The organism is Methyloceanibacter sp. (genome assembly GCF_058506495.1).
The window spans coordinates 11,675-31,249 of the sequence record NZ_JBZMXT010000005.1; the positions used below are offsets into that span (position 1 = coordinate 11,675).

Sequence of the window (19,575 nt, forward strand, 5' to 3'; positions counted from 1 at the left end):
TTGCCAGGGCCGCTCCGGAACGAGACGCCCCGGCGAAGTGCCTGGTGTCTTTAGAAACTTCCCACTAATCCGGAATTAGCCGCGGGACCACCAGCCCTTACGCTGTCTCACAGGCTCTTTGTCGCTCTCGCTCTCGATCCGAATTTCTGGTTTGGCAGCCGGAACTACGGGTTCGTCGCGAGATGAAGCTATGCTGAGGGCAGGCTCCTTGCTGCGTGGTGCGGGCGCGTCCTCAGTGTTTTCAGAACCGCTGCCGGCTGTCTCGTCAGCCGTCTCCTCAGTAGGTTCCGCCGCATTCTCATCGGCAACATACTCGCTGACCGAAACTTCGCGGACAGGGATGTCTTCCGCAATGGTTGCGCCAGTGGACGAAACGTCGTCCTCCACATGCAAGTCTGGTGTACCGACAGCGGCGCCGGGCTCCTCAGCGGTTTCCATCTCGGGGGCAGAGGTGTCCCACTCGGCAACGGCCTCGTCGCGCTGGCCCTCTTGCTGCTCGGCCGTCTGTTCAGCGGCATTACGCTGACCACGTCCCCGACCGCGGCGGCCGCCACGCCGGCCTCTCCGACGTGATTTTCGGGGCTGTGATACACCGTCGTCGTCCGCAGTCTCGGTATTTGCTTCAGCCGTCGCTACATCCTCGCTGGAGGCTGGAGCCTCGCTCTTTTCCGTTTCAGCTTCACCGCTAATTTCGCCGCGTCCGCGTCCGCGTCTCCGGCGGCGAGAGCGCCTCTTGCCGGACTCTCCGTCGTCATCTTTCGATGGAGCGGCGTCTTCCCGATGATGTGCCCAATCCATATGCACCACTGCGCCGTCACCTGAGGCCTGTCCGCCGTCTGTCGCCCGTTCAATGACGAACTGTGGGGTGTGCAAGTCTTGGCTGGCTTCGATGGTGATTGGAACCTCGTAGCGCACTTCGATATCCTTCAAGTGCGCGCGCTTCTGATTGAGAATGTAGATAGCAACCTCAACCGCGGTTGTTGCATTCAGCGGCATAACACCATCAGTAATCAGACGGTCTTCTATGGAACGTAGGATATCGAGAGCGACAGATTCGACCGAACGCACGATGCCCGTTCCTTGGCACATAGGGCAGGCATTGGTCGATCCCTCCAAAACGCCGGTACGCAAGCGTTGACGCGACATCTCCAAGAGGCCAAAAGCGCTGATGCGTCCAACCTGGATACGTGCACGATCGCTTCTAAGCGCTTCTTTCAGACGCCGCTCAACCTGACGGTTATTGCGCCGCTCATCCATATCGATGAAGTCAATCACGATGAGCCCAGCCAGGTCGCGCAAGCGCAACTGCCTTGAGATCTCGTCAGCCGCTTCCAAGTTTGTCTTAAGCGCAGTGTCTTCGATATTGTGCTCGCGCGTCGCTTTGCCCGAGTTCACGTCTACGGAGACTAACGCTTCGGTCTGGTTGATGACGATGTAGCCTCCAGACTTGAGCGTCATTTGCGGCGAGAACATCGCCGCAAGTTGTCGTTCGACCTGATACCGGATGAATATCGGTTCGGGCTCCTTGTAAGGCTTCACATTCTTGGCATGGCTCGGCATGAGCATGCGCATGAAGTCCTTGGCTTCCCGGTACGCGTCGTCACCTGCAACCAGGACCTCGTCGATGTCCTTATTATATAGGTCGCGTATGGAGCGCTTGATAAGGCTTCCTTCCTCGTAAACAAGAGCAGGGGCCGTTGAGCTGAGCGTGAGATCACGCACCGTCTCCCACAGTCGCAGAAGATAGTCGTAGTCTCGCTTAATCTCGGTCTTGGTCCGCTGAGCGCCTGCAGTACGAATGATCAAGCCCATCCCCTCGGGGACTTCTAGTTCGTCAGCAATCTCGCGAAGCCGCTTTCGGTCCGTGGGCTGCGTGATTTTGCGGGATATGCCGCCTCCGCGTGCCGTGTTCGGCATCAGGACGGTGTAGCGGCCAGCCAGGGACAGGTAAGTGGTCAGAGCGGCGCCCTTGTTGCCTCGCTCCTCCTTCACCACCTGGACCAGAATGATTTGGCGCCGGCGGATCACCTCTTGAATCTTGTAGGGCCTTCCACGGCGGCGACGCGCACGCTCGGGTAACTCCTCTAGAGCATCCTCCGAGCCGACCGACTCAACGCTTTCTTTGGATGACGTTGATCCAGCGCCGTTCTCGTCGTCCCCATCATCGTCAGAGTCCTCATCGTCGTCTGAATCGTCTTCGTCGTCGGCGTATTCCTGGGTAACGTCGAGTTCGTCTGCGATCTCCGTAGTGCCTGCGGTGTCTCCGTGGGCGACGGACTCTGGCGCATCCGCGACGGCCAATTCTTGCTCGTCTTCGGCAGGCGCGACATCTTCCAAGTCGTCAGCGTCGGCATCGTCGTCTTCGGATGGCTCTGACGTGGGCTCTGCGGCCTCGGACACTTTATTCGTGAGGTCGGATGCCTCCAGTTGGATGTCGGGTTCGTCGTCTTCGTCACGGGGTGTTGTATCGATTTCGTCGACTTCGTCGAGCTCGAATGTCGCGATGGGGAGTGCCTCAGTTGACGGCAAGTCTTCCTCTACCGCCGGAGCCTGCTTGCGGGCGTCCCTGCGCGACCCGCCGCGACCACGACCGCGACGGCCAGGTCGGCGGCGCCTGCCTCCGCTAGAGGCGGCATCATCCTCTGCAGCCTCTTCCGCTGAAGCGCGGCTTTGCTCTGCCGCTTCTTCTTCGAGGAGCGCCTGACGATCCGCGACCGGGATCTGGTAGTAATCAGGATGAATTTCAGTAAAAGCTAAGAAACCATGCCTATTGCCGCCGTAATCGACAAAGGCCGCCTGGAGTGATGGCTCAACTCGCGTCACTTTTGCGAGGTATATATTGCCTCTTAGCTGTTTTTTACTTGCCGACTCGTAATCAAATTCTTCGACACGATTTCCTTTTACGACGACCCGGGTCTCCTCCGGGTGCGCCGCATCGATAAGCATCTTGTTTGCCATAGTTTTTGTTCTCCGCCGCACGGGATTCAGCGATGAACGGCATAAGCCGTTCCGCCGGGCCTGAGCCTGACGGCCGTGCGGACATAAATTCAGTCGTCCATAAACGCATGCGATGCCTTGCCGTTAGACTGTTTTCTGGGTTGCGGCGAGCGGCCGGTTTCAGCCGCCGGGCGTATAGGTGCAACGAACAACTACCTTGATTTTGGTAGTTTTTTAGACGCTCCTGGCCCTGCATCGCGATTTCCTACTGGCCGCGAGCGCGAAGCTGCAGACCCTTTTTTGCTAGGGCGACGAAAATCTCTAATCGCCGCCGCATTCCTGCGTCAGGGCCGTTTTCCAAGGGCCAGACGCGCTAGAATTTCATCCGCCCGTCCCGCCGGTAGGCGTCCAAGGGCTTGAGACTCATGACTGTGAGTTCCCCAGTATTAGTGTGTTGCTGGGAGTTTTGGCAAGTGCCGAGCATCATCCAGGCAATTGTTCAAAACGGACGCTTAACCTCACGTGGTTAATACTTTGAGCATGCCGACCAGCGATTTGGGTCAAGAGCTGGCCGCAAATGGTCCTGACCGACGTTCAGCATGAACGAAACGGCGTGCGCTGCGTTTTGCTGGGCAAAGGGGAAGTACACCTAATCAAGAAGGGCGAGACGTGCATGTTGGGTCGAAGGGAGATGCGAGCGCTGGCGCTGTTCCTGACGCTCTCTCTCGGATTACTTTTGCTTTTGGCGCCGCCAAAGCCTGCTTTGGCCACAGACGGCGTTGTCGCCAAAGACGCACGCCTGGCCGGTGATCGCGAACGCACACGATTTATCGCTGACCTCTCGAAGAAGGTGGAGGTGAAGGTCTTCGCACTGGGCGATCCCTACCGGGTCATCGTTGACGCGGCCGATGTCAGTTTTCAGATGCCTGACGGGATTGGGAACGAGCAACGTGGGCTCGTGAAAGCTTTTCGGTTTGGACTGTTTGCGCCAGGCAAGTCACGCATCGTCTTGGATATAGGCGGACCCTTCCTTATTGATCATTCCTTCGTGCTCGGGGCGCGGGACGACCAGCCGGCAAGGCTCGTGATCGATCTCGTGCCGACCGACGAAAAGACCTTTCTTGCGAAACAGAGGGAGCAGAGCAGCAAGACTAAAGAGGAGGCTAAGGAGCCAATTCCGCTCGCCGCCTCGGCACCAAGCGGGGAAAAGCCCATTGTGGTTCTGGATCCTGGTCACGGTGGTGTTGACTCGGGGGCCAAGAGCGCAAACGGCGTTCTAGAGAAGAACGTCGTTTTGGCCTTCGCAAAGCGGCTAAGGCAGAAGCTCGAGGCCTCGGGGCGTTACCAGGTCCACATGACGCGCGATGACGATACGTTTCTGCCGCTCAAAGAGCGGGTGAGATTCGCACGGGAGAAGGGGGCAGGGTTATTCATATCGCTTCACGCTGACTATTTTCCGACTGAGATCGACGATGCGCGGGGCGCCACGGTTTTCACACTCTCGGAAAAGGCAAGCGATGACGAGGCGCGGGCACTGGCCGCGAAGGAGAACCTCTCAGATGCAATTGCGGGCGTCGAACTCCCGGACGACTCAGATGAGGTTGTGACGAATATCCTGATCGATCTCGCTCAACGGGAGACCAACAACAGATCGGTCGTGATGGCCCGCTCTATCGTGGGAGAGTTGGCTGCAAAGGGCCGGCTTCATACCAGGCAGTTGCGCTCCGCAGGCTTTCGTGTGCTGAAGGCGCCGGATGTCCCCTCAGTCCTCTTGGAGCTTGGATTTTTGTCGAACGAGGAGGATGAGAAACAACTGACGTCTGAGGCCTGGAGGGATCGCATGGCAGGGGCTATACGCGATGCCGTCGAAAGCTATTTCAAGGAACGCCTGGCCAGGGCGCCATTCTAGCGGTTCCTAGGGCTGAGAACAGCTGGCTGCGCAGCTGAAATGCCAAGATTCCCAGCGACTATTGCGTTTTGTTGCCATATTCTTGATTAGTTTAAACCTGGGTATTTGGACTTCGCGTCTGGCGGGTGGATAAGCAGAGATCACATGGACATCACAGCACCAGTAAAGTCTCCTAAACAGGGACGGAAAAAGAAGCGCGGCGGGTTTTTCTTACGGTTCCTGGGCTTTGTCGTTGCGGCATGCATGATCCTATCCATTGCTGTCGCAGGTGCGGTCGCCTTCGTCCTGTGGAAAGTGTCCCAAGAGCTGCCGGACTACGAAAATCTTGCTCGCTACGAGCCGCCGGTCATGACGCGCATTCATGCCAATGACGGGCGCCTGATCGCCGAGTATTCGCGACAGCGGCGGATCTACGTGCCGATCTCAGCGGTTCCGAAGCTCGTCATCGACGCGTACCTTTCAGCAGAGGACAAGAACTTTTATCAGCACGGCGGCTTGGACATGCAAGGCATTGTGCGAGCCGTGGTCGCCAACTTGAGTGGCGGCGGCGGTAAACAGGGTGCGTCGACGATCACCCAGCAGGTTGCGAAGAACTTCCTACTAACGAGCGATCGGAACATCGAGCGCAAGCTCAAGGAGGCGATCCTTGCCATCCGCATTGAGCGCGCCTTCACCAAGGACCAAATCCTCGAGCTTTACCTCAACGAGATTTATCTCGGTGGCGGTGCCTATGGTGTCGCGGCTGCAGCACAACGTTATTGGGACAAGGCACTCAACGAGCTCACATTGGAAGAGGTAGCCTACCTTGCCGTCCTGCCGAAGGCTCCCAGCCGATACCATCCGATCAAGCATCGGGAGCGCGCTCTCGAACGGCGGAACTGGGTGCTCGACCGGATGGTTGATAATGGTTTTGCCACTCCGGAGGAAGGCGAGGCTGCGAAGGCTAAACCGCTTACGGTCCTCGCCAAGAGATTTGGCCCGCGCATTTACGCATCGGAGTATTTTGCCGAGGAAGTGCGCCGCGACATTTTGGACCGCTTCGGCGAAGATAAGCTCTACGGCGGCGGCTTCTCGGTCCGGACTTCATTGGACCCCCGCATGCAGGCAATTGCACGCGAGGCGCTGGTGAATGGACTTACAAAGTACGATCGATCCCGTGGCTGGCGTGGTTCGGAAAAGAAGATCGAAATCTCTGGCGACTGGGGAAAGACCCTGGCGGATATTCCGGTCTGGAAGGATATCGAGCCGTGGAAGCTTGCGGTCGTGCTCGAAGTCGGCGGGACTGAGGCGAAAATTGGACTTCGTCCGGGCCGCGATAAGCAAGGCCAACTGGTCACAGATCGGGAAACGGGTAAGATCCCTGCGGCGCAGGTACGTTGGACCAGAAAATCCATCAGGTCGGCTTTGAAGCCCGGTGACGTGATCTACGTCGCACCAGTCAAGCCGAAGAAGAACAAAGACGGCGAGGTAGAGTCGCCCGAGTCGGTGGCCGGGTTGTGGTCGCTTCAGCAGGTTCCAAAAGTTAGCGGCGCGCTGGTAGCGATGGATCCACATACGGGCCGCGTCGTTGCAATTGCCGGCGGATTTAGTTTCCATCAGAGCCAATTCGACCGTGCGACCCAGGCCCTGCGCCAACCGGGTTCCTCGTTCAAGCCGCTGATCTATTTGACGGCGTTGGACAACGGCTACGCGCCAAACAGTGTCGTCCTCGACGGCCGTATCTGCGTGAGCCAAGGGCGCGGCATGCCGCCTTGGTGCCCGAAGAACTACTCGGGCGGCGGAGCGGGTCCCTCGACACTACGCCGAGGTATCGAGAAATCGCGTAATCTGATGACCGTTCGCCTGTCGCGAGACATCGGGATGCCGGTTATTGCCGAGTATTCGAAGCGCTTTGGCGTCTACGATAATTTGATGCCTGCGCTGTCCATGTCTCTCGGCGCTGGCGAGACCACACTGATCCGTATGGTGACGGCTTATTCGATGATTGCAAACGGCGGCCGCAAGGTCGACGCAACGTTCATCGATCGTATCCAGAACCGCTACGGTCGTACCATCTGGAGGCATGACAAGCGGGATTGCAGCGGGTGTGCTGCTCGGGAATGGGCGAGTCAGGAAGAGCCAGAACTCGTCGAGGTCAACGAGCAAATTGTTGATCCTATCGCCGCATACCAGATGGTTGGGATCATGGAAGGCGTCGTAACATCGGGAACGGCGCGTCGTCTGCTTTCTCTCAACCGGCCCATCGCAGGCAAGACTGGTACGACCAACAATTACAAGGACGCTTGGTTCATTGGTTATACGCCTGACCTGGTTGTCGGGTCCTATGTCGGTTATGACCAGCCGAAGCCGATGGGTAGAAGTGCGACGGGCGGCGGCCTTGCAGCGCCAATCGTAAAAGAATTCTTCGCCGAGGCTCTCAAGGACGTGCCGCCACAACCTTTCCGGGCGCCGGAGGGAACGGTAATGCTTCCTGTGAGTCACAAGACCGGACTTCCCGCGCGAAAAGGGCAGGCTGGAACAGTCATGGAAGCATTCAAGCCCGAGCAAGTTACGCCCGAGGCTGCCGCTGCTGCTCAAGCACAGCCGGGCGGTGCGGTTGCGCAAGGACAATCCGCGCAAGGCTATCCGACCGCGGCCGCCGCACCTGCTGCGGCGCCGCGTCGACAGGTCGCGAGGCCGCCGCGAGCAGCGTCGCCGCCACCCCAGCGCCGCCGTGAGAGACGCGGGTTCTTTGGGCGCTTCTAATCCCGCCTAAGCGCTTCAGCACCGTACTGGTAGTGGAAGATATCTCCGGAGCGTAGCCTGTCCGCGTGGACGATTGTTACACGAACCAAAACACGTAAAGAGGTTTCAATGCGAGCCGAGACCGAGGCGCTTGTGAGCGAAATCAAAGAGTCGCTGTCTTTGTTGCGGAGGCATCTTTGACCCGGAGGAAGCGCGCGCGCGCCTAAAGGCACTGGACCGAGAAGCCGAAGACCCAAACTTCTGGAACGATGCCGCGCGGGCTCAAGGCCTCATGCGTGAGCGGCAGCAGGTTGAGGTTGCGCTCGGCGCTTACGATCGCCTTCATGCCGAACTCGATGACCATCTCACGCTTCTCGATCTTGGCGAAGAGGAAGGTGACGAGAGTATCGTTGCCGAGGCCGAGCTGGCCTTGCAGGCGCTGCGTCAAGACGTGCATAAGCGCGAGGTTGAAGCTTTGCTTTCGGGCGAGGCAGACGCAAACGATGCATACGCGGAGATCCACGCCGGAGCAGGCGGCACCGAGAGTCAGGATTGGGCGCAAATGCTTGAGCGCATGTATGTGCGCTGGGCAGAGGCTCGCGGCTATAAGGTTGAGCTGATCGGCGAAAGCGCCGGCGAAGAAGCGGGTATCAAGTCAGCAACGATCTTGATTAAGGGGCTCAATGCCTATGGCTGGCTCAAAACGGAATCGGGCGTACATAGGCTTGTGCGCATTTCGCCATTCGACTCGAGCGCGCGCCGCCACACGAGCTTTGCATCCGTTTGGGTATACCCAGCGATCGACGATGCGATAGAGATTGAGATCGAAGACAAAGACGTTCGTATTGATACGTATCGCGCCTCGGGCGCAGGGGGCCAGCACGTCAATACGACCGACAGCGCTGTCCGCATTACACACATCCCAACAGGCATTGTCGTGCAGTGCCAAAACGAACGGTCGCAGCACAAAAACCGTGCTACCGCTTGGTCGATGCTCCGTGCTCGCCTCTATGAAGCCGAACTAAAGCGTCGTGAAGAAGAAGCCATGGCGTCGGCCGCTTCCAAGTCCGAAATTGGTTGGGGACATCAAATCCGGTCATACGTCCTGCAGCCTTATCAGCTCGTCAAGGACCTGCGAACGGGTGTCGAAAACACGAATCCGACGGCCGTGCTTGATGGCGATATCGACGGCTTCATCGAAGCGGCATTGGCGGAACGGATCAGCGCCGACGCCAAGGCGAGTGCCTAAAGCGTCAAGCCCAGGCTCCCATCCTTAGCCATGGGTTCAAAGTCATGCCTGCCGCGTGTCGCGGGGAGTGCTACTCGGCCGCGTTGCTCGAAAACGGATTGCCCGAGGATGCTGAGGATGAACTGCGCCCGGACCCTGTAGGCTCGGCGGCCAACGGGTTGTCCGACCGGCGCGATTTTCCTTCGAAGTACGCACCTTGCTCGATCGCCAGGCTCTGATGTTCGATGTCGCCTTCGACATGCGACTGCGCCTGAAGAGTAACCCGCAGGCCCCGGATCGATCCCATCACCTTTCCGCGGATGACGACGTCTTCTGCGGTTACCGATCCGTCGACCATGGCTTTGTCACCCAGCAGCAGCGAGCCGCAATTGACATCGCCCTTGATCTGGCCATCGACCTGGATCTCGCCCTTCGATGAGACATTGCCTTCGATGGTGAGGTCCTCGCCAATGATGGATGGGATCATCTTCCCCATGGCCGGGCCGGCCGGCTTCGGCTGAGGCGAAGGCCGTTCGGTGAATGGAGACGACTTCGATTCGGAAGCGGAGCGCGGGCGTTCGCCGCCCAGCTTGGCCTTAGATTCGCTTGGCTCGGGTTTCTTCGTAAACATAACTAGATCCTCTCCCTCAAAACACCACATACTGGGCGAACTACACCCCCGCCAACGTATAGTCGCCGCCAATAAAGCTACGTGCATAGCGAATTGCTATGGTCGCGAAGCGAATAAGGCGAGATATCCTGTTGCGCGACCAACATTATCGCTTCCCGCTTGCCTTGTCATGCTGGTTGTCATTGCGCGCGACGGCCCTTTGCTGGTGTCGCTTACTGCTTGATTCGCCTTGGTTTAGCCGATTTTGAACCATCTTAATTCAACAAGGGCTTAGCGTAGCCTCGCGCGCGTGTTAACGAGATAAGTGGGGTGCAGCGTGTGCCGGATACGTTTCCCAGTACCGGATTTCTAAGAACGTCGCAGCAGAGATCGCCTCGGCTGCGTCGCTCGGGCGCTTGCCATGCGACTATTGCGATCTTGCGGAGGCCATTCATGCAACACTGCGTTCCTCATTCGAAGAACGCCGCGGCGATGCCTGTGCATGCCACTAGGGTCCAGCGCTGAATGGACGAACCAATCCAAGGGGCTCTGGCGAAGATTACCGAGCAAGGCGGTAGGGCGCTCAGGGCGCTACCCGAGCAGGGACGTCAACTCGTCAACAGCGTCCCGCCGCCAGTGCAGATCCAGCTCGCGAGGCTGTCGTCGCGCAGTGCTCATCTCTGCAGGGAGATTTTTGCGGGGATCTTCGTCTTGGGCCTTATCGCCGTCGTTTTGGGCTATGGGCATTTGTCGCGCGGACCCATTTCGCTGCCGGGCCTCGTGCCGCCGATAGAACGCGCAATCAACGACCAGTTCTCAGATCTCACGGTCAAGATAGAAGACGCCGTATTGCAACGCGGGGACCATGGCCCGGGTGTGGTTTTGCGTTTGCGCAATATACGCCTCATGGATCCGGATAACGAGGTCGTGGCCCAGGCACCACTCGCGGCGGTGGGTCTCAGCGGTTCGGCGCTGCTTTCAGGTAAGTTCGCCGCCGGAAGCGTCGACTTCATCGGCTCGAGGCTGCTGATGAACTACAACGAACAAAACGGGCTCTCTCTGGCTTTTTCCAAGCCCGACGAAAATGCGGGCGGGTTCGCGCCAAGTGAGGTGATCTCACCGCCGCAGGCCGCTGATGCCGAGCCTGTCGCGCCGCCGGTCAAGAGCACTAAACGCTTCAACCTGACCAATGCCGTCAACGAAGCGTTTCGGCGCGTACGGCGCTCCGACACGTCCTACTTGACCCGCTTTGGCCTGAAGGACTCGATCGTGGTTCTCTACAAAGATGGGATGCAGACCCTGTGGCAGGTCCCGGACTTCGCGCTCAATTTGGAGCATCACGATCACCGAAGTGTACTTATCGGCGACGCCAACGTAGCCTCGAGCCGTGGCGATTGGCAGCTTGAGGTTCGCACGGCTCAAAAGGCGAATGCCAAGGGACTGGAAACACAGATCCTGGTCGAGGACTTGGTGCCGTCTGGGATCGCCGGGAATTTCCCCACAATCGGCTTGCTGCGAGCGCTCGATATGGCCGTGGATGGCGAGGCTGTTGCCAACTTGGCGCCCAACGGAGAGTTCATCGGCGGCGAGGCGAAGGTTCGACTGGCAACGGGCCAAATCACGCCCCCATGGGATCCGGATACACCTGTGCGGATCGAGCGTGGTGATCTCACAATTCGCTACATCCAAGAGACAGGCGTTATTGAGCTTGCGCCGTCCACGTTGCGATGGGGCACATCATCCTATGCGACCTTCAGCGGCAAATTCGTGCCGGAACGCGGAGCGAAGAACAAGATTCAGTCGTGGGACTTCGACATCAAAGCAGAAGACGCCGTTTTAGGTGTCGAGGAATTCGGTTTGGGACCGACGAAGGTCGACGAGTGGAGGGCGAAGGGAAAGATTTCGGAGGCAGATGGCAGCTTAGAGCTGTCGCGTTTGGTCATTCGGACGGGCGACGCAAAGATCGTTGCCAAGGGCAAGATTACGGATCGCTATGGCGACCCGGCGGTCCAACTGTCCGGCTCCATCAGTCCGATGTCGATGGCGGCGTTCAAGCAGCTTTGGCCGAAGTTTCTAGCCGGCCAAGCGCGTCAATGGGTCCTGGAGCACGTCACAGGCGGGCAGATTCTCGGCGGCTCGTTCAAAGTGGCGCTCGAGCCCGGGATGCTCGAGGACTATCAGCAGCGAAAGCCTATCCCGGACGACGCCGTTAAGATGGATGTGAAGTTCACAGACACCTCCATCGCCTACATCAAAGAACTCCCACCTGCGCGCACGGGAGAGGGGACTGTGACGCTCGCAGGCACGCAACTCTCCGTTCGGATCCCGGCCGGCAAAGTCATGGTTGACAATGGCATGGTGATTGACGTGAGCCAAGGGCTCTACTCGATTGCCGATCTCCGCGATGATCCTCAATACGGCTTCGTTACGTTCCGTGCTGCCGCTCCCACACCTGCGGTTACGACCCTTCTCGACTACGAACCCTTCCGGTTTATCTCCGGGGTGGGGCTGAAACCTGACTTCTTGGGCGGGTCGGCGACTGGCGAGTTCAGTTTCAGAATCCCGCTCAGGAAGTACGTCGAATTCCAAGACATGGCAATTGCAGGTGTGGCGCGCCTTGAAGATGCGATCACCCCAGGGCTCGTCGGAGATTTGGGGATCGAGGGAGGCGTGATCGATGTGAACTTGACGAGCAAGGGCATCAGCGCATCGGGCAATGTGACAATTAAGGATGTTCCGGCGACTGTACGTTGGGAAAGGCTATTCTATGCGCCTGATAACGAGCAGCCACCGATCGCCGTCACATCGACTCTTGACGCAGCAGGGCGAGAGAAGATCGGCCTTAAAGTCAATGACATTGTCAAAGGCCCAATGCCCACAACGCTGTATCTCAGCGGTTTAGGGGAGGGGACCGGCCAGCCAGATACAACTCGGATGAGTATCGTCGGTGATCTGACGAATGCGGAATTGCTTGTTCCTGCCTTTGGTTGGAGGAAGCTCCCCGGCGAGCCGGCGCAGCTTAGCTTCATCGTGAACAAGAAGCCGGATGGCTCCACGGACTTGGAGAACCTTCAGATCGCCGGTCCCAGTCTATCAGTTTCCGGTCAGGTCGCACTGGACAGCGCCAACGAGCTTGAAGCGCTGACATTCGACGAGGTCGGCCTTGGCGCGCTGACAAATCTGTCCATCAGCGCACAGCGACGCGACGACGGAGTGATGCAGGTTCATGCGGAAGGACCATCCTACGATGCGCGGGATTTCTTTCAGACCCTGATATCGGCAGACCAACTTACCAATAACGCCGACGCGGATGCCGATGACGGTAGCAACATCGATCTAACGGCGAAGATTGGAAAACTGGTTGGATATGACGAGAGCTACGCGACAGACGTAGATCTAACTATGTCGAAACGTTCCGGTGAGTTGGTCGCCGTGCAAGGACGCGGGTTATTGAGTGGTCAGAAACTGGTAACGGTTGACTTGCAGAACAGCGATAGCGGCCGAATTCTCACGGCAAAAGCCGACGATGCGGGCACGGCATTTCGCCTGGTAGGATTCTATCGAAACATAGAAGGGGGCGCGGCGTCGCTTCGCGTCAACTTGGATGCCGGCGGTGTCAATAAGACCGGTACGCTGCGTGTTCGTGATTTTGTTATCGTCGGGGATCAGGTTGTCGCCGACGTTCTTACCGATCCCAGCTCCACCTCGGCGTTGGGTCAGCAGCAGAGCATCAAGCGTCAAATTGCGTTTCGTCGATTGCGCGCACCATTCGCGGCTGGCGGCGGCAAGTTCCTCCTAGACGATGCATACATGAACGGACCTGAACTTGGGGCCACGCTGCGCGGTACGATCGATTTCAACGACCAGACTCTCGATCTCGGCGGAACCTACGTGCCGCTTTATGGGCTCAACTCCGCGCTCGGTGCGGTCCCTGTTCTCGGGCGAGTCCTTGTCGGGCGACAAGGAGAAGGGCTTGTCGGAATTACCTTCGCGATCAAAGGTCAGCTCGACGATCCCACCGTGCTCGTCAACCCGATGTCCGTCATGACACCTGGCATCTTTCGTCAGATTTTCGATTTCCACGGTGGTTTGCCGGAGGGAACGACGATATCAGGCGATGAGACCTCAAGCGGGAATAAAGTCACCGATCGGCCCCGCAAGAAGCGGCGCTTGCGTCCACTTCAAAACGCCAGAGAGCGCCGTGGCTTGAACTAAATCGGCCGTATCAACGCGTGCCGCTTTTTGCCGAGCGACAGTTTGATTACGCCATCCGATGTGAGGTCTGCAGGTGTAAGGACCTGCCGTTCGTCAAGCACGGCGACGTCGTTGACCTTGATCCCACCGCCTTTGACTTGGCGTCGCGCTTCGCCGGTGGACTTTACGAACCCAGCCTGAACACTGGCCGAGAGCACGCCAAAACCGGTTTCGAGGTCCGCTCGCGGCACTTCGATGGTGGGAAGTTCGGAAGCAAGCTGCCCCTGCTCGAAAGTCGCCCGGGCCGTTTCTGCCGCTTGGTCCGCTGTCTCGCGACCATGGACAAGCGCAGTGGCTTCTGTCGCGAGTATCTTTTTGGCTTCGTTGATTTCGGCGCCTTCAAGGGAAGCCAACTTTTCGATCTCGTCGAGCGGCAGTTCAGTGAACAGCTTGAGAAAGCGCGGGACGTCCGCGTCCTCGGCGTTCCGCCAGAATTGCCAATAGTCGTAGGGCGAAAGCATGTCTGGGTTCAGCCAGACCGCGCCTTCGGCTGTCTTGCCCATCTTGGTGCCGGATGCGGTCATGAGTAATGGCGTTGTGACGCCGAAGAGCTCGACACCCTCTGTCCGCCGGCCAAGCTCAATGCCGGCGACGATATTGCCCCACTGGTCGGAACCGCCCATTTGCAGGCGGCATCCCGTTCGGCGATGAAGCTCTACAAAGTCGTAGGCTTGGAGGACCATGTAGTTGAATTCGATGAAGCTGAGGTTCTGCTGACGGTCCAGCCGCAGCTTAACCGAGTCTTGGCTGAGCATGCGGTTGACGCTGAAGTGGCGCCCGTAATCGCGAAGGAATGAGATGTAGTTCAGTTGCTCCAGCCATTCGGCGTTGTTCAGGAGCACTGCATCCCTATTCCCTGTCCCAAAATCCAGAAACTTCGAGAACACGCGCTGAATACCGTCGATGTTGGAGGCGATCGTGGCCTCGTCGAGCAGCTTGCGCGACTCGTCTTTGCCTGAGGGATCTCCCACCTTCGTGGTGCCGCCGCCAATCAATACAATCGGTCTGTGGCCCGTCTGCTGAAGCTTCCTAAGAAGCATGATGCTGACAAGGTTGCCCACATGCAGGCTGGGGGCCGTGCAGTCGAAGCCGATGTAACCCGTGACAATCTCGTTACGCGCTAGATCGTCGACCGAGGCCTCGTCGGTGCACTGGTGGACATAGCCGCGCGTATAAAGCTCGTGAAGGAGGTCGGACTTGGCGGTGCTCATTGTCGGGCGTATGAGTGTGGTCTGGCGATCTTCGGCGCAAGTTACGCCTGACGGAGCGTCTAACAGGTTTGGCTGTCGATTGCACGGTCCCGATCCAGAGGGCCAGCAACGCGCGATGGAGGTCCGTAGCTTTACCTACGCCGCGGATTCTTTCTTGGCCTTGCCCTTTTGCGGCTTTGCTTGCCCAAGTCGCTTGTCGAGATAGGCATCAACGACTTCCATCAGACCTTCCATCTGTTCCTCGAAGAAGTGGTTGGCGTCGGGAACTGTCGCGTGATCGACAATCGCGTCCTTCTGTGTCTTCAGCCGTTCGACAAGCCCGCGTACGGAGTCCGTTGTAACGACGCGATCCTTGGCGCCGTTGACCATAAGACCTGATGAGGGGCACGGAGCCAAAAACGAGAAGTCGTAGAGGTTTGCTGGCGGCGCAATGCAAATGAAGCCCTCGATCTCAGGCCGCCGCATCAAGAGCTGCATAGCGATCCAAGAGCCGAACGAGGCGCCTGCGATCCAGCATGACGGCGCGTCTGTATTGTATGCCTGGAGCCAATCGAGCGCCGTTGCTGCGTCTGCGAGTTCGCCGGGGCCGTTATCGAACAAGCCCTCGCTTCGGCCGACGCCCCGAAAATTGAAGCGCAGGACCGAAAAGCCACGTCTCTGGAAGGCGTAGTACATGTGGTAGACGACCTGATTGTTCATCGTCCCTCCGAACTGCGGGTGGGGATGAAGAATCAGGGCAACTGGCGAATTGGCGGCCGGCTGATGATGATAGCGGGCTTCGATCCGGCCGGCAGGGCCGCTAATATTGACTTCAGGCATGAAAGATTGGGCCTCGACTGGTCTCGTAAGCGATTAGACTAGTTCTTCGTATATGGGGCGGTTTTTTTGTCTTTTCAGGCTCTGCAGCAGGTACGCCACAGCAGCCTTGCTTGACTTGGGCCCCTCCGAATCCTATAAAAATACGAGATTAGAACTGTTCCAAACAAGGTCGTTCCGATTTAGCTGGGCGCTAGGAACGAGCCGACTGTCAGGGCGGGCTTCTTAGCACGGGCCACCGGGGCGCGTGCAAGCGATAACTGGCGAGAAAGGGCCTGCAGAGCTGACACCAGCTCCTTGGCTTGTGACCGAACATGAACCAGCGCGCCTATCTCGACTACAACGCTACAGCTCCAATACGGCCCGAAGTCCGTGAGGCAGTCCAGGCTGCGCTCGACCTCGTCGGTAACCCGTCGTCCGTCCACGCGGAAGGGCGTGCCGCACGCGCAGCCGTCGAGGAGGCGCGAGCCAGCGTTGCTGGGCTCGTCGGTGCAAGTGCTGAAGACGTGATCTTCACGAGCGGCGGGACCGAGGCGAATGCGATTGCGTTGGCAGCGCCAGCGTCCGGCGGAAATTGGAAGGCTTTTCTGTCGGGCATAGAACACCCGTCCGTCCTGTCGGGCGGTCGCTTTGACCCAGACGGGTTCGCCGTGCTGCCTGTCACCGGCGATGGTGTGGTCGACCTAGAGATATTGGCTGGGATGTTGGAGGACGATGTGCCCGATGGGTGCCGTCCGTTCGTGTCGCTGATGGCGGCGAACAACGAGACAGGCGCACTTCAGCCGATTGCCGAGGCGGCGGCCATCGTTCACGAAGCGGGTGGGGTACTCCATACAGACGCAGTACAGATGGCTGGACGGCTCCCGATCGACATTAGGGGACTCGGGGCGGATCTACTGACGCTCTCGGCGCATAAGACCGGCGGACCGAAAGGCGTTGGTGCGCTTATTTTGGCGGAAGGCGCTGACATTCGTCCCCTTATGACCGGGGGCGGGCAGGAGAGCCGCCGCCGTCCTGGAACCGAGAACGTGGCAGGCATTGTCGGTTTTGGCGTGGCCGCGAAGCTGGCGAGCTATGATCTGGCGAGCATGCAGGGCGTGGCACAACTTCGCGATGAATTAGAGGAAGGGGTAAGGCGCATTGCGCCCGATGCTGTCGTGTTCGCGCAGGCCGCGGCGCGCCTGCCGAATACGTCCTGCATCGCCGTCCCAGGCCTAAAAGCGGAGACGCTGGTGATCGGTCTCGACCTTGCCGGCGTATCCATTAGTGCTGGTAGCGCTTGCTCCTCGGGGAAGGTCGAAACATCGCATGTTCTTATGGCGATGGGTGCTCAGCCTGAGGTAGCCCGAGCTGCAATCCGCATGAGTCTTGGTTTTGAGACCAGTAGCGACGATATCCAGGGCTTCCTGGGTGCGTTTGGCGACCTCGTCAAGCGGCTTCGGAAGAGTGAGAGAGAGGCGGCCTAAGGACCATTTGCCGTTTCGGTAAATGGGATCCTGAACGAGATTGGAAAAGAGACGATGCCTGCAGTCGAAGAAACTGTCGAACGTGTAAAAGAGATTGATGTCGACAAGTACAAGTACGGCTTTTCGACCGACATTGAATCGGTCAAAGCCCCAAAGGGCCTGAACGAAGACATCGTCCGCTTCATCTCCGACAAGAAGGATGAACCCGAGTGGCTGCTTGAATGGCGGCTCGAGGCCTACAAGCGCTGGCGCACAATGCAAGAGCCCACGTGGGCCAAGGTGCACTACCCAAAGATCGACTTCGATGACCTGTACTACTATGCCGCGCCGAAAAGCACCGAAGGTCCCAAGAGTCTCGACGAGGTCGATCCGGAACTCCTCCGCACTTACGAGAAACTTGGTATTCCGCTGAAAGAGCAGGAAGTGCTTGCTGGCGTTCAGGGCGCCCCGAAGGTCGCCGTCGATGCAGTCTTCGACAGCGTTTCTGTGGTGACCACCTTCCGTGAAGAGCTCGCCAAAGCAGGCGTAATCTTCTGCTCCATTTCCGAGGCCGTAAAAACGCACCCCGAACTTGTCAGAAAGTATCTCGGTTCGGTCGTCCCGGTGACGGACAACTTTTATGCGACCCTGAACTCGGCCGTTTTCTCGGATGGGTCGTTTGTGTATGTGCCGGAAGGCGTGCGTTGTCCGATGGAGTTGTCGACCTACTTCCGGATCAATGCGGAGAACACAGGTCAGTTTGAGCGGACGCTCATCATCGCGGACAAGGGCTCGTATGTCAGTTATCTGGAAGGCTGCACGGCACCAATGCGCGACGAGAACCAGTTGCACGCCGCGGTCGTGGAGCTGGTCGCGTTGGAGGATGCCGAGATCAAGTACTCGACCGTGCAGAATTGGTATCCCGGCGACGCCGAAGGTAAGGGCGGCGTCTACAACTTTGTGACCAAGCGGGGCGACTGCCGCGGCGATCGTTCCAAAATCTCTTGGACGCAGGTCGAGACTGGTTCGGCAATCACCTGGAAGTATCCGTCTTGTATCCTGCGCGGCCATGGCAGCCGTGGTGAGTTCTACTCCATCGCGATCTCGAACGGCTATCAGCAAGTCGATAGCGGTACAAAGATGATCCATCTGGGCCGCGACACATCCAGCCGCATTATTTCCAAGGGCATTGCGGCGGGATTCTCGGATAACACGTATCGTGGTCTCGTCTCTGCGCATCGTAGGGCAACGAACGCGCGGAACTTCACATGCTGTGACTCGCTCTTAATCGGCAATAAGTGCGGCGCGCATACTGTGCCGTACATTGAGGCCAAGAATGCGTCGGCCACTTTCGAACACGAGGCAACGACCTCGAAGATCTCGGACGATCAGCTTTTCTACTGCTTGAGCCGCGGTCTCTCGGAGGAAGAAGCTGTCGCGCTCATCGTGAACGGATTTGTTCGCGACGTGTTGCAGCAATTGCCGATGGAGTTCATGGCAGAGACGCAGAAACTCATCGGCATTTCGTTGGAAGGGAGCGTTGGCTGATGGAGAGACGGAGGCTTCTTGCCTCGGCCTAAACGATACGGCTTTGGCGCCGAACTAATGAACTGACGATTGGGCGCCGCCGACAGCAGTATGAAGCGAACAAACAACACGATTTTTGAGAGACCCTCTAATGCTTAAGATCAAAAACCTGCACGCCAAAGTCGATGGGCGTGAAATACTGAATGGCCTCGACTTGACGATCCCCGCCGGCGAAGTCCACGCGATTATGGGCCCTAACGGCTCCGGAAAATCGACGCTGTCCTACGTCCTTGCGGGCAAAGAGGACTACGAAGTTACCGACGGTTCGGTGACGTGGAAGGGCGAGGACCTGCTCGACATGCAGCCGGACGAGCGCGCCGCCGCGGGCGTATTTCTTGCATTCCAATATCCCATGGAGATCCCCGGCGTGGCGACCATGACGTTCCTGCGCAGCGCCGTGAACGCGGTACGAAAAGCGCGCGGCGAAGAAGAGCTTTCGACGCCCGATTTCCTGCGCACTGTGAAAGAAAAAGCGAAGCACTTGAATATCGACATCGAGATGCTGCGCCGGCCGCTCAACGTGGGCTTTTCCGGCGGTGAGAAAAAGCGCAACGAAATCTTACAAATGTCGCTACTGGAGCCTGGGCTTTGCGTTCTCGACGAAACCGATTCAGGGCTCGACATCGATGCCCTGCGCGTCGTCTCGGCGGGCGTGAACGCACTGCGGTCGCCTGAGCGCTCCATGCTGGTCATCACGCACTATCAGCGGCTGCTCAACTATATCGTACCGGATAGGGTCCACGTGCTATCGAACGGCCGTGTTGCGCGTTCCGGCGGTCCTGAGCTGGCCTTGGAGCTTGAGGAGTCCGGTTATGCCGAATACGGCGAAGAAGCGTCGGCGGCGTGAAGGGGCA

11 protein-coding genes are annotated in these 19,575 nt (G+C 58.4%); 7 read left to right on the plus strand and 4 right to left on the minus strand.

Features of this window, described 5'->3' with window-relative positions; genetic code table 11:
* Positions 1 to 75: 75 nt before the first annotated feature.
* Positions 76 to 2,958 carry an Rne/Rng family ribonuclease gene (locus AC33YF_RS02195; RefSeq protein ID WP_491775559.1) on the minus strand — a complete coding sequence of 961 codons (2,883 nt, stop codon included), beginning with the start codon at positions 2,956 to 2,958 and terminating at the stop codon, positions 76 to 78.
* Positions 2,959 to 3,514: 556 nt separating this feature from the next.
* Here AC33YF_RS02195 and AC33YF_RS02200 point away from each other — a divergent pair.
* The 3 genes from AC33YF_RS02200 (at position 3,515) to prfB (ending at position 8,819) form a co-directional block, all read left to right on the plus strand.
* Entirely contained in the window at positions 3,515 to 4,846 is a 1,332-nt protein-coding gene (locus AC33YF_RS02200) for an N-acetylmuramoyl-L-alanine amidase (RefSeq protein ID WP_491775560.1), read from the plus strand.
* Between the two features lie 144 nt (positions 4,847 to 4,990).
* Entirely contained in the window at positions 4,991 to 7,591 is a 2,601-nt protein-coding gene (locus AC33YF_RS02205) for a penicillin-binding protein 1A (RefSeq protein WP_491775561.1), read from the plus strand.
* 108 nt (positions 7,592 to 7,699) lie between these two features.
* Positions 7,700 to 8,819, plus strand: a protein-coding gene (gene prfB, locus AC33YF_RS02210) for a peptide chain release factor 2 (protein ID WP_491775562.1) whose coding sequence is annotated in 2 segments (ribosomal slippage) — positions 7,700 to 7,765 and positions 7,767 to 8,819 — 1,119 coding nt in all. Because the reading frame shifts where the segments join, the coding sequence is not laid out codon by codon here.
* A gap of 70 nt (positions 8,820 to 8,889) precedes the next feature.
* Here the strand turns inward: prfB and AC33YF_RS02215 are convergent.
* Positions 8,890 to 9,429: a bactofilin family protein gene (locus tag AC33YF_RS02215; protein WP_491775563.1), complete on the minus strand. Its 540-nt coding sequence runs from the start codon at positions 9,427 to 9,429 to the stop codon at positions 8,890 to 8,892.
* Positions 9,430 to 9,933: 504 nt separating this feature from the next.
* Here AC33YF_RS02215 and AC33YF_RS02220 point away from each other — a divergent pair.
* Complete coding sequence (locus AC33YF_RS02220; RefSeq protein WP_491775564.1) at positions 9,934 to 13,623, plus strand: hypothetical protein; 3,690 nt, start codon at positions 9,934 to 9,936, stop codon at positions 13,621 to 13,623.
* Here AC33YF_RS02220 and tyrS read toward each other — a convergent pair.
* Both tyrS and AC33YF_RS02230 read right to left on the minus strand, forming a co-directional pair.
* The gene (tyrS, locus tag AC33YF_RS02225; protein ID WP_491775565.1) at positions 13,620 to 14,873 is read right to left on the minus strand and encodes a tyrosine--tRNA ligase; all 1,254 of its coding nucleotides are present in this window, start codon (positions 14,871 to 14,873) and stop codon (positions 13,620 to 13,622) included. The two genes, AC33YF_RS02220 and tyrS, sit on opposite strands and share 4 nt — an antisense overlap.
* A 135-nt stretch (positions 14,874 to 15,008) precedes the next feature.
* Positions 15,009 to 15,692, minus strand: a complete 684-nt coding sequence (locus AC33YF_RS02230; RefSeq protein WP_491775566.1) for an alpha/beta hydrolase — start codon at positions 15,690 to 15,692, stop codon at positions 15,009 to 15,011.
* Positions 15,693 to 16,003: 311 nt separating this feature from the next.
* Here AC33YF_RS02230 and AC33YF_RS02235 point away from each other — a divergent pair, with 311 nt between their 5' ends.
* The 3 genes from AC33YF_RS02235 (at position 16,004) to sufC (ending at position 19,568) form a co-directional block, all read left to right on the plus strand.
* Positions 16,004 to 17,155: a cysteine desulfurase family protein gene (locus tag AC33YF_RS02235; protein ID WP_491775567.1), complete on the plus strand. Its 1,152-nt coding sequence runs from the start codon at positions 16,004 to 16,006 to the stop codon at positions 17,153 to 17,155.
* A gap of 54 nt (positions 17,156 to 17,209) precedes the next feature.
* Positions 17,210 to 18,682: a Fe-S cluster assembly protein SufB gene (gene sufB / locus AC33YF_RS02240; protein WP_491775568.1), complete on the plus strand. Its 1,473-nt coding sequence runs from the start codon at positions 17,210 to 17,212 to the stop codon at positions 18,680 to 18,682.
* A gap of 130 nt (positions 18,683 to 18,812) precedes the next feature.
* Positions 18,813 to 19,568, plus strand: coding sequence for a Fe-S cluster assembly ATPase SufC (gene sufC, locus AC33YF_RS02245; protein WP_491775569.1), 756 nt, complete (start codon positions 18,813 to 18,815; stop codon positions 19,566 to 19,568).
* Positions 19,569 to 19,575: the final 7 nt, after the last annotated feature.

Excerpts from the sequence above, each read along its gene's own strand:
- AC33YF_RS02195 (WP_491775559.1), bottom strand. The coding sequence starts at position 2,958 with ATGGCAAACAAGATGCTTATCGATGCGGCGCACCCGGAGGAGACCCGG.
- AC33YF_RS02200 (WP_491775560.1), top strand. The coding sequence starts at position 3,515 with ATGGTCCTGACCGACGTTCAGCATGAACGAAACGGCGTGCGCTGCGTT.
- AC33YF_RS02205 (WP_491775561.1), top strand. The coding sequence starts at position 4,991 with ATGGACATCACAGCACCAGTAAAGTCTCCTAAACAGGGACGGAAAAAG.
- AC33YF_RS02215 (WP_491775563.1), bottom strand. The coding sequence starts at position 9,429 with ATGTTTACGAAGAAACCCGAGCCAAGCGAATCTAAGGCCAAGCTGGGC.
- AC33YF_RS02220 (WP_491775564.1), top strand. The coding sequence starts at position 9,934 with ATGGACGAACCAATCCAAGGGGCTCTGGCGAAGATTACCGAGCAAGGC.
- tyrS (WP_491775565.1), bottom strand. The coding sequence starts at position 14,873 with ATGAGCACCGCCAAGTCCGACCTCCTTCACGAGCTTTATACGCGCGGC.
- AC33YF_RS02230 (WP_491775566.1), bottom strand. The coding sequence starts at position 15,692 with ATGCCTGAAGTCAATATTAGCGGCCCTGCCGGCCGGATCGAAGCCCGC.
- AC33YF_RS02235 (WP_491775567.1), top strand. The coding sequence starts at position 16,004 with ATGAACCAGCGCGCCTATCTCGACTACAACGCTACAGCTCCAATACGG.
- sufB (WP_491775568.1), top strand. The coding sequence starts at position 17,210 with ATGCCTGCAGTCGAAGAAACTGTCGAACGTGTAAAAGAGATTGATGTC.
- sufC (WP_491775569.1), top strand. The coding sequence starts at position 18,813 with ATGCTTAAGATCAAAAACCTGCACGCCAAAGTCGATGGGCGTGAAATA.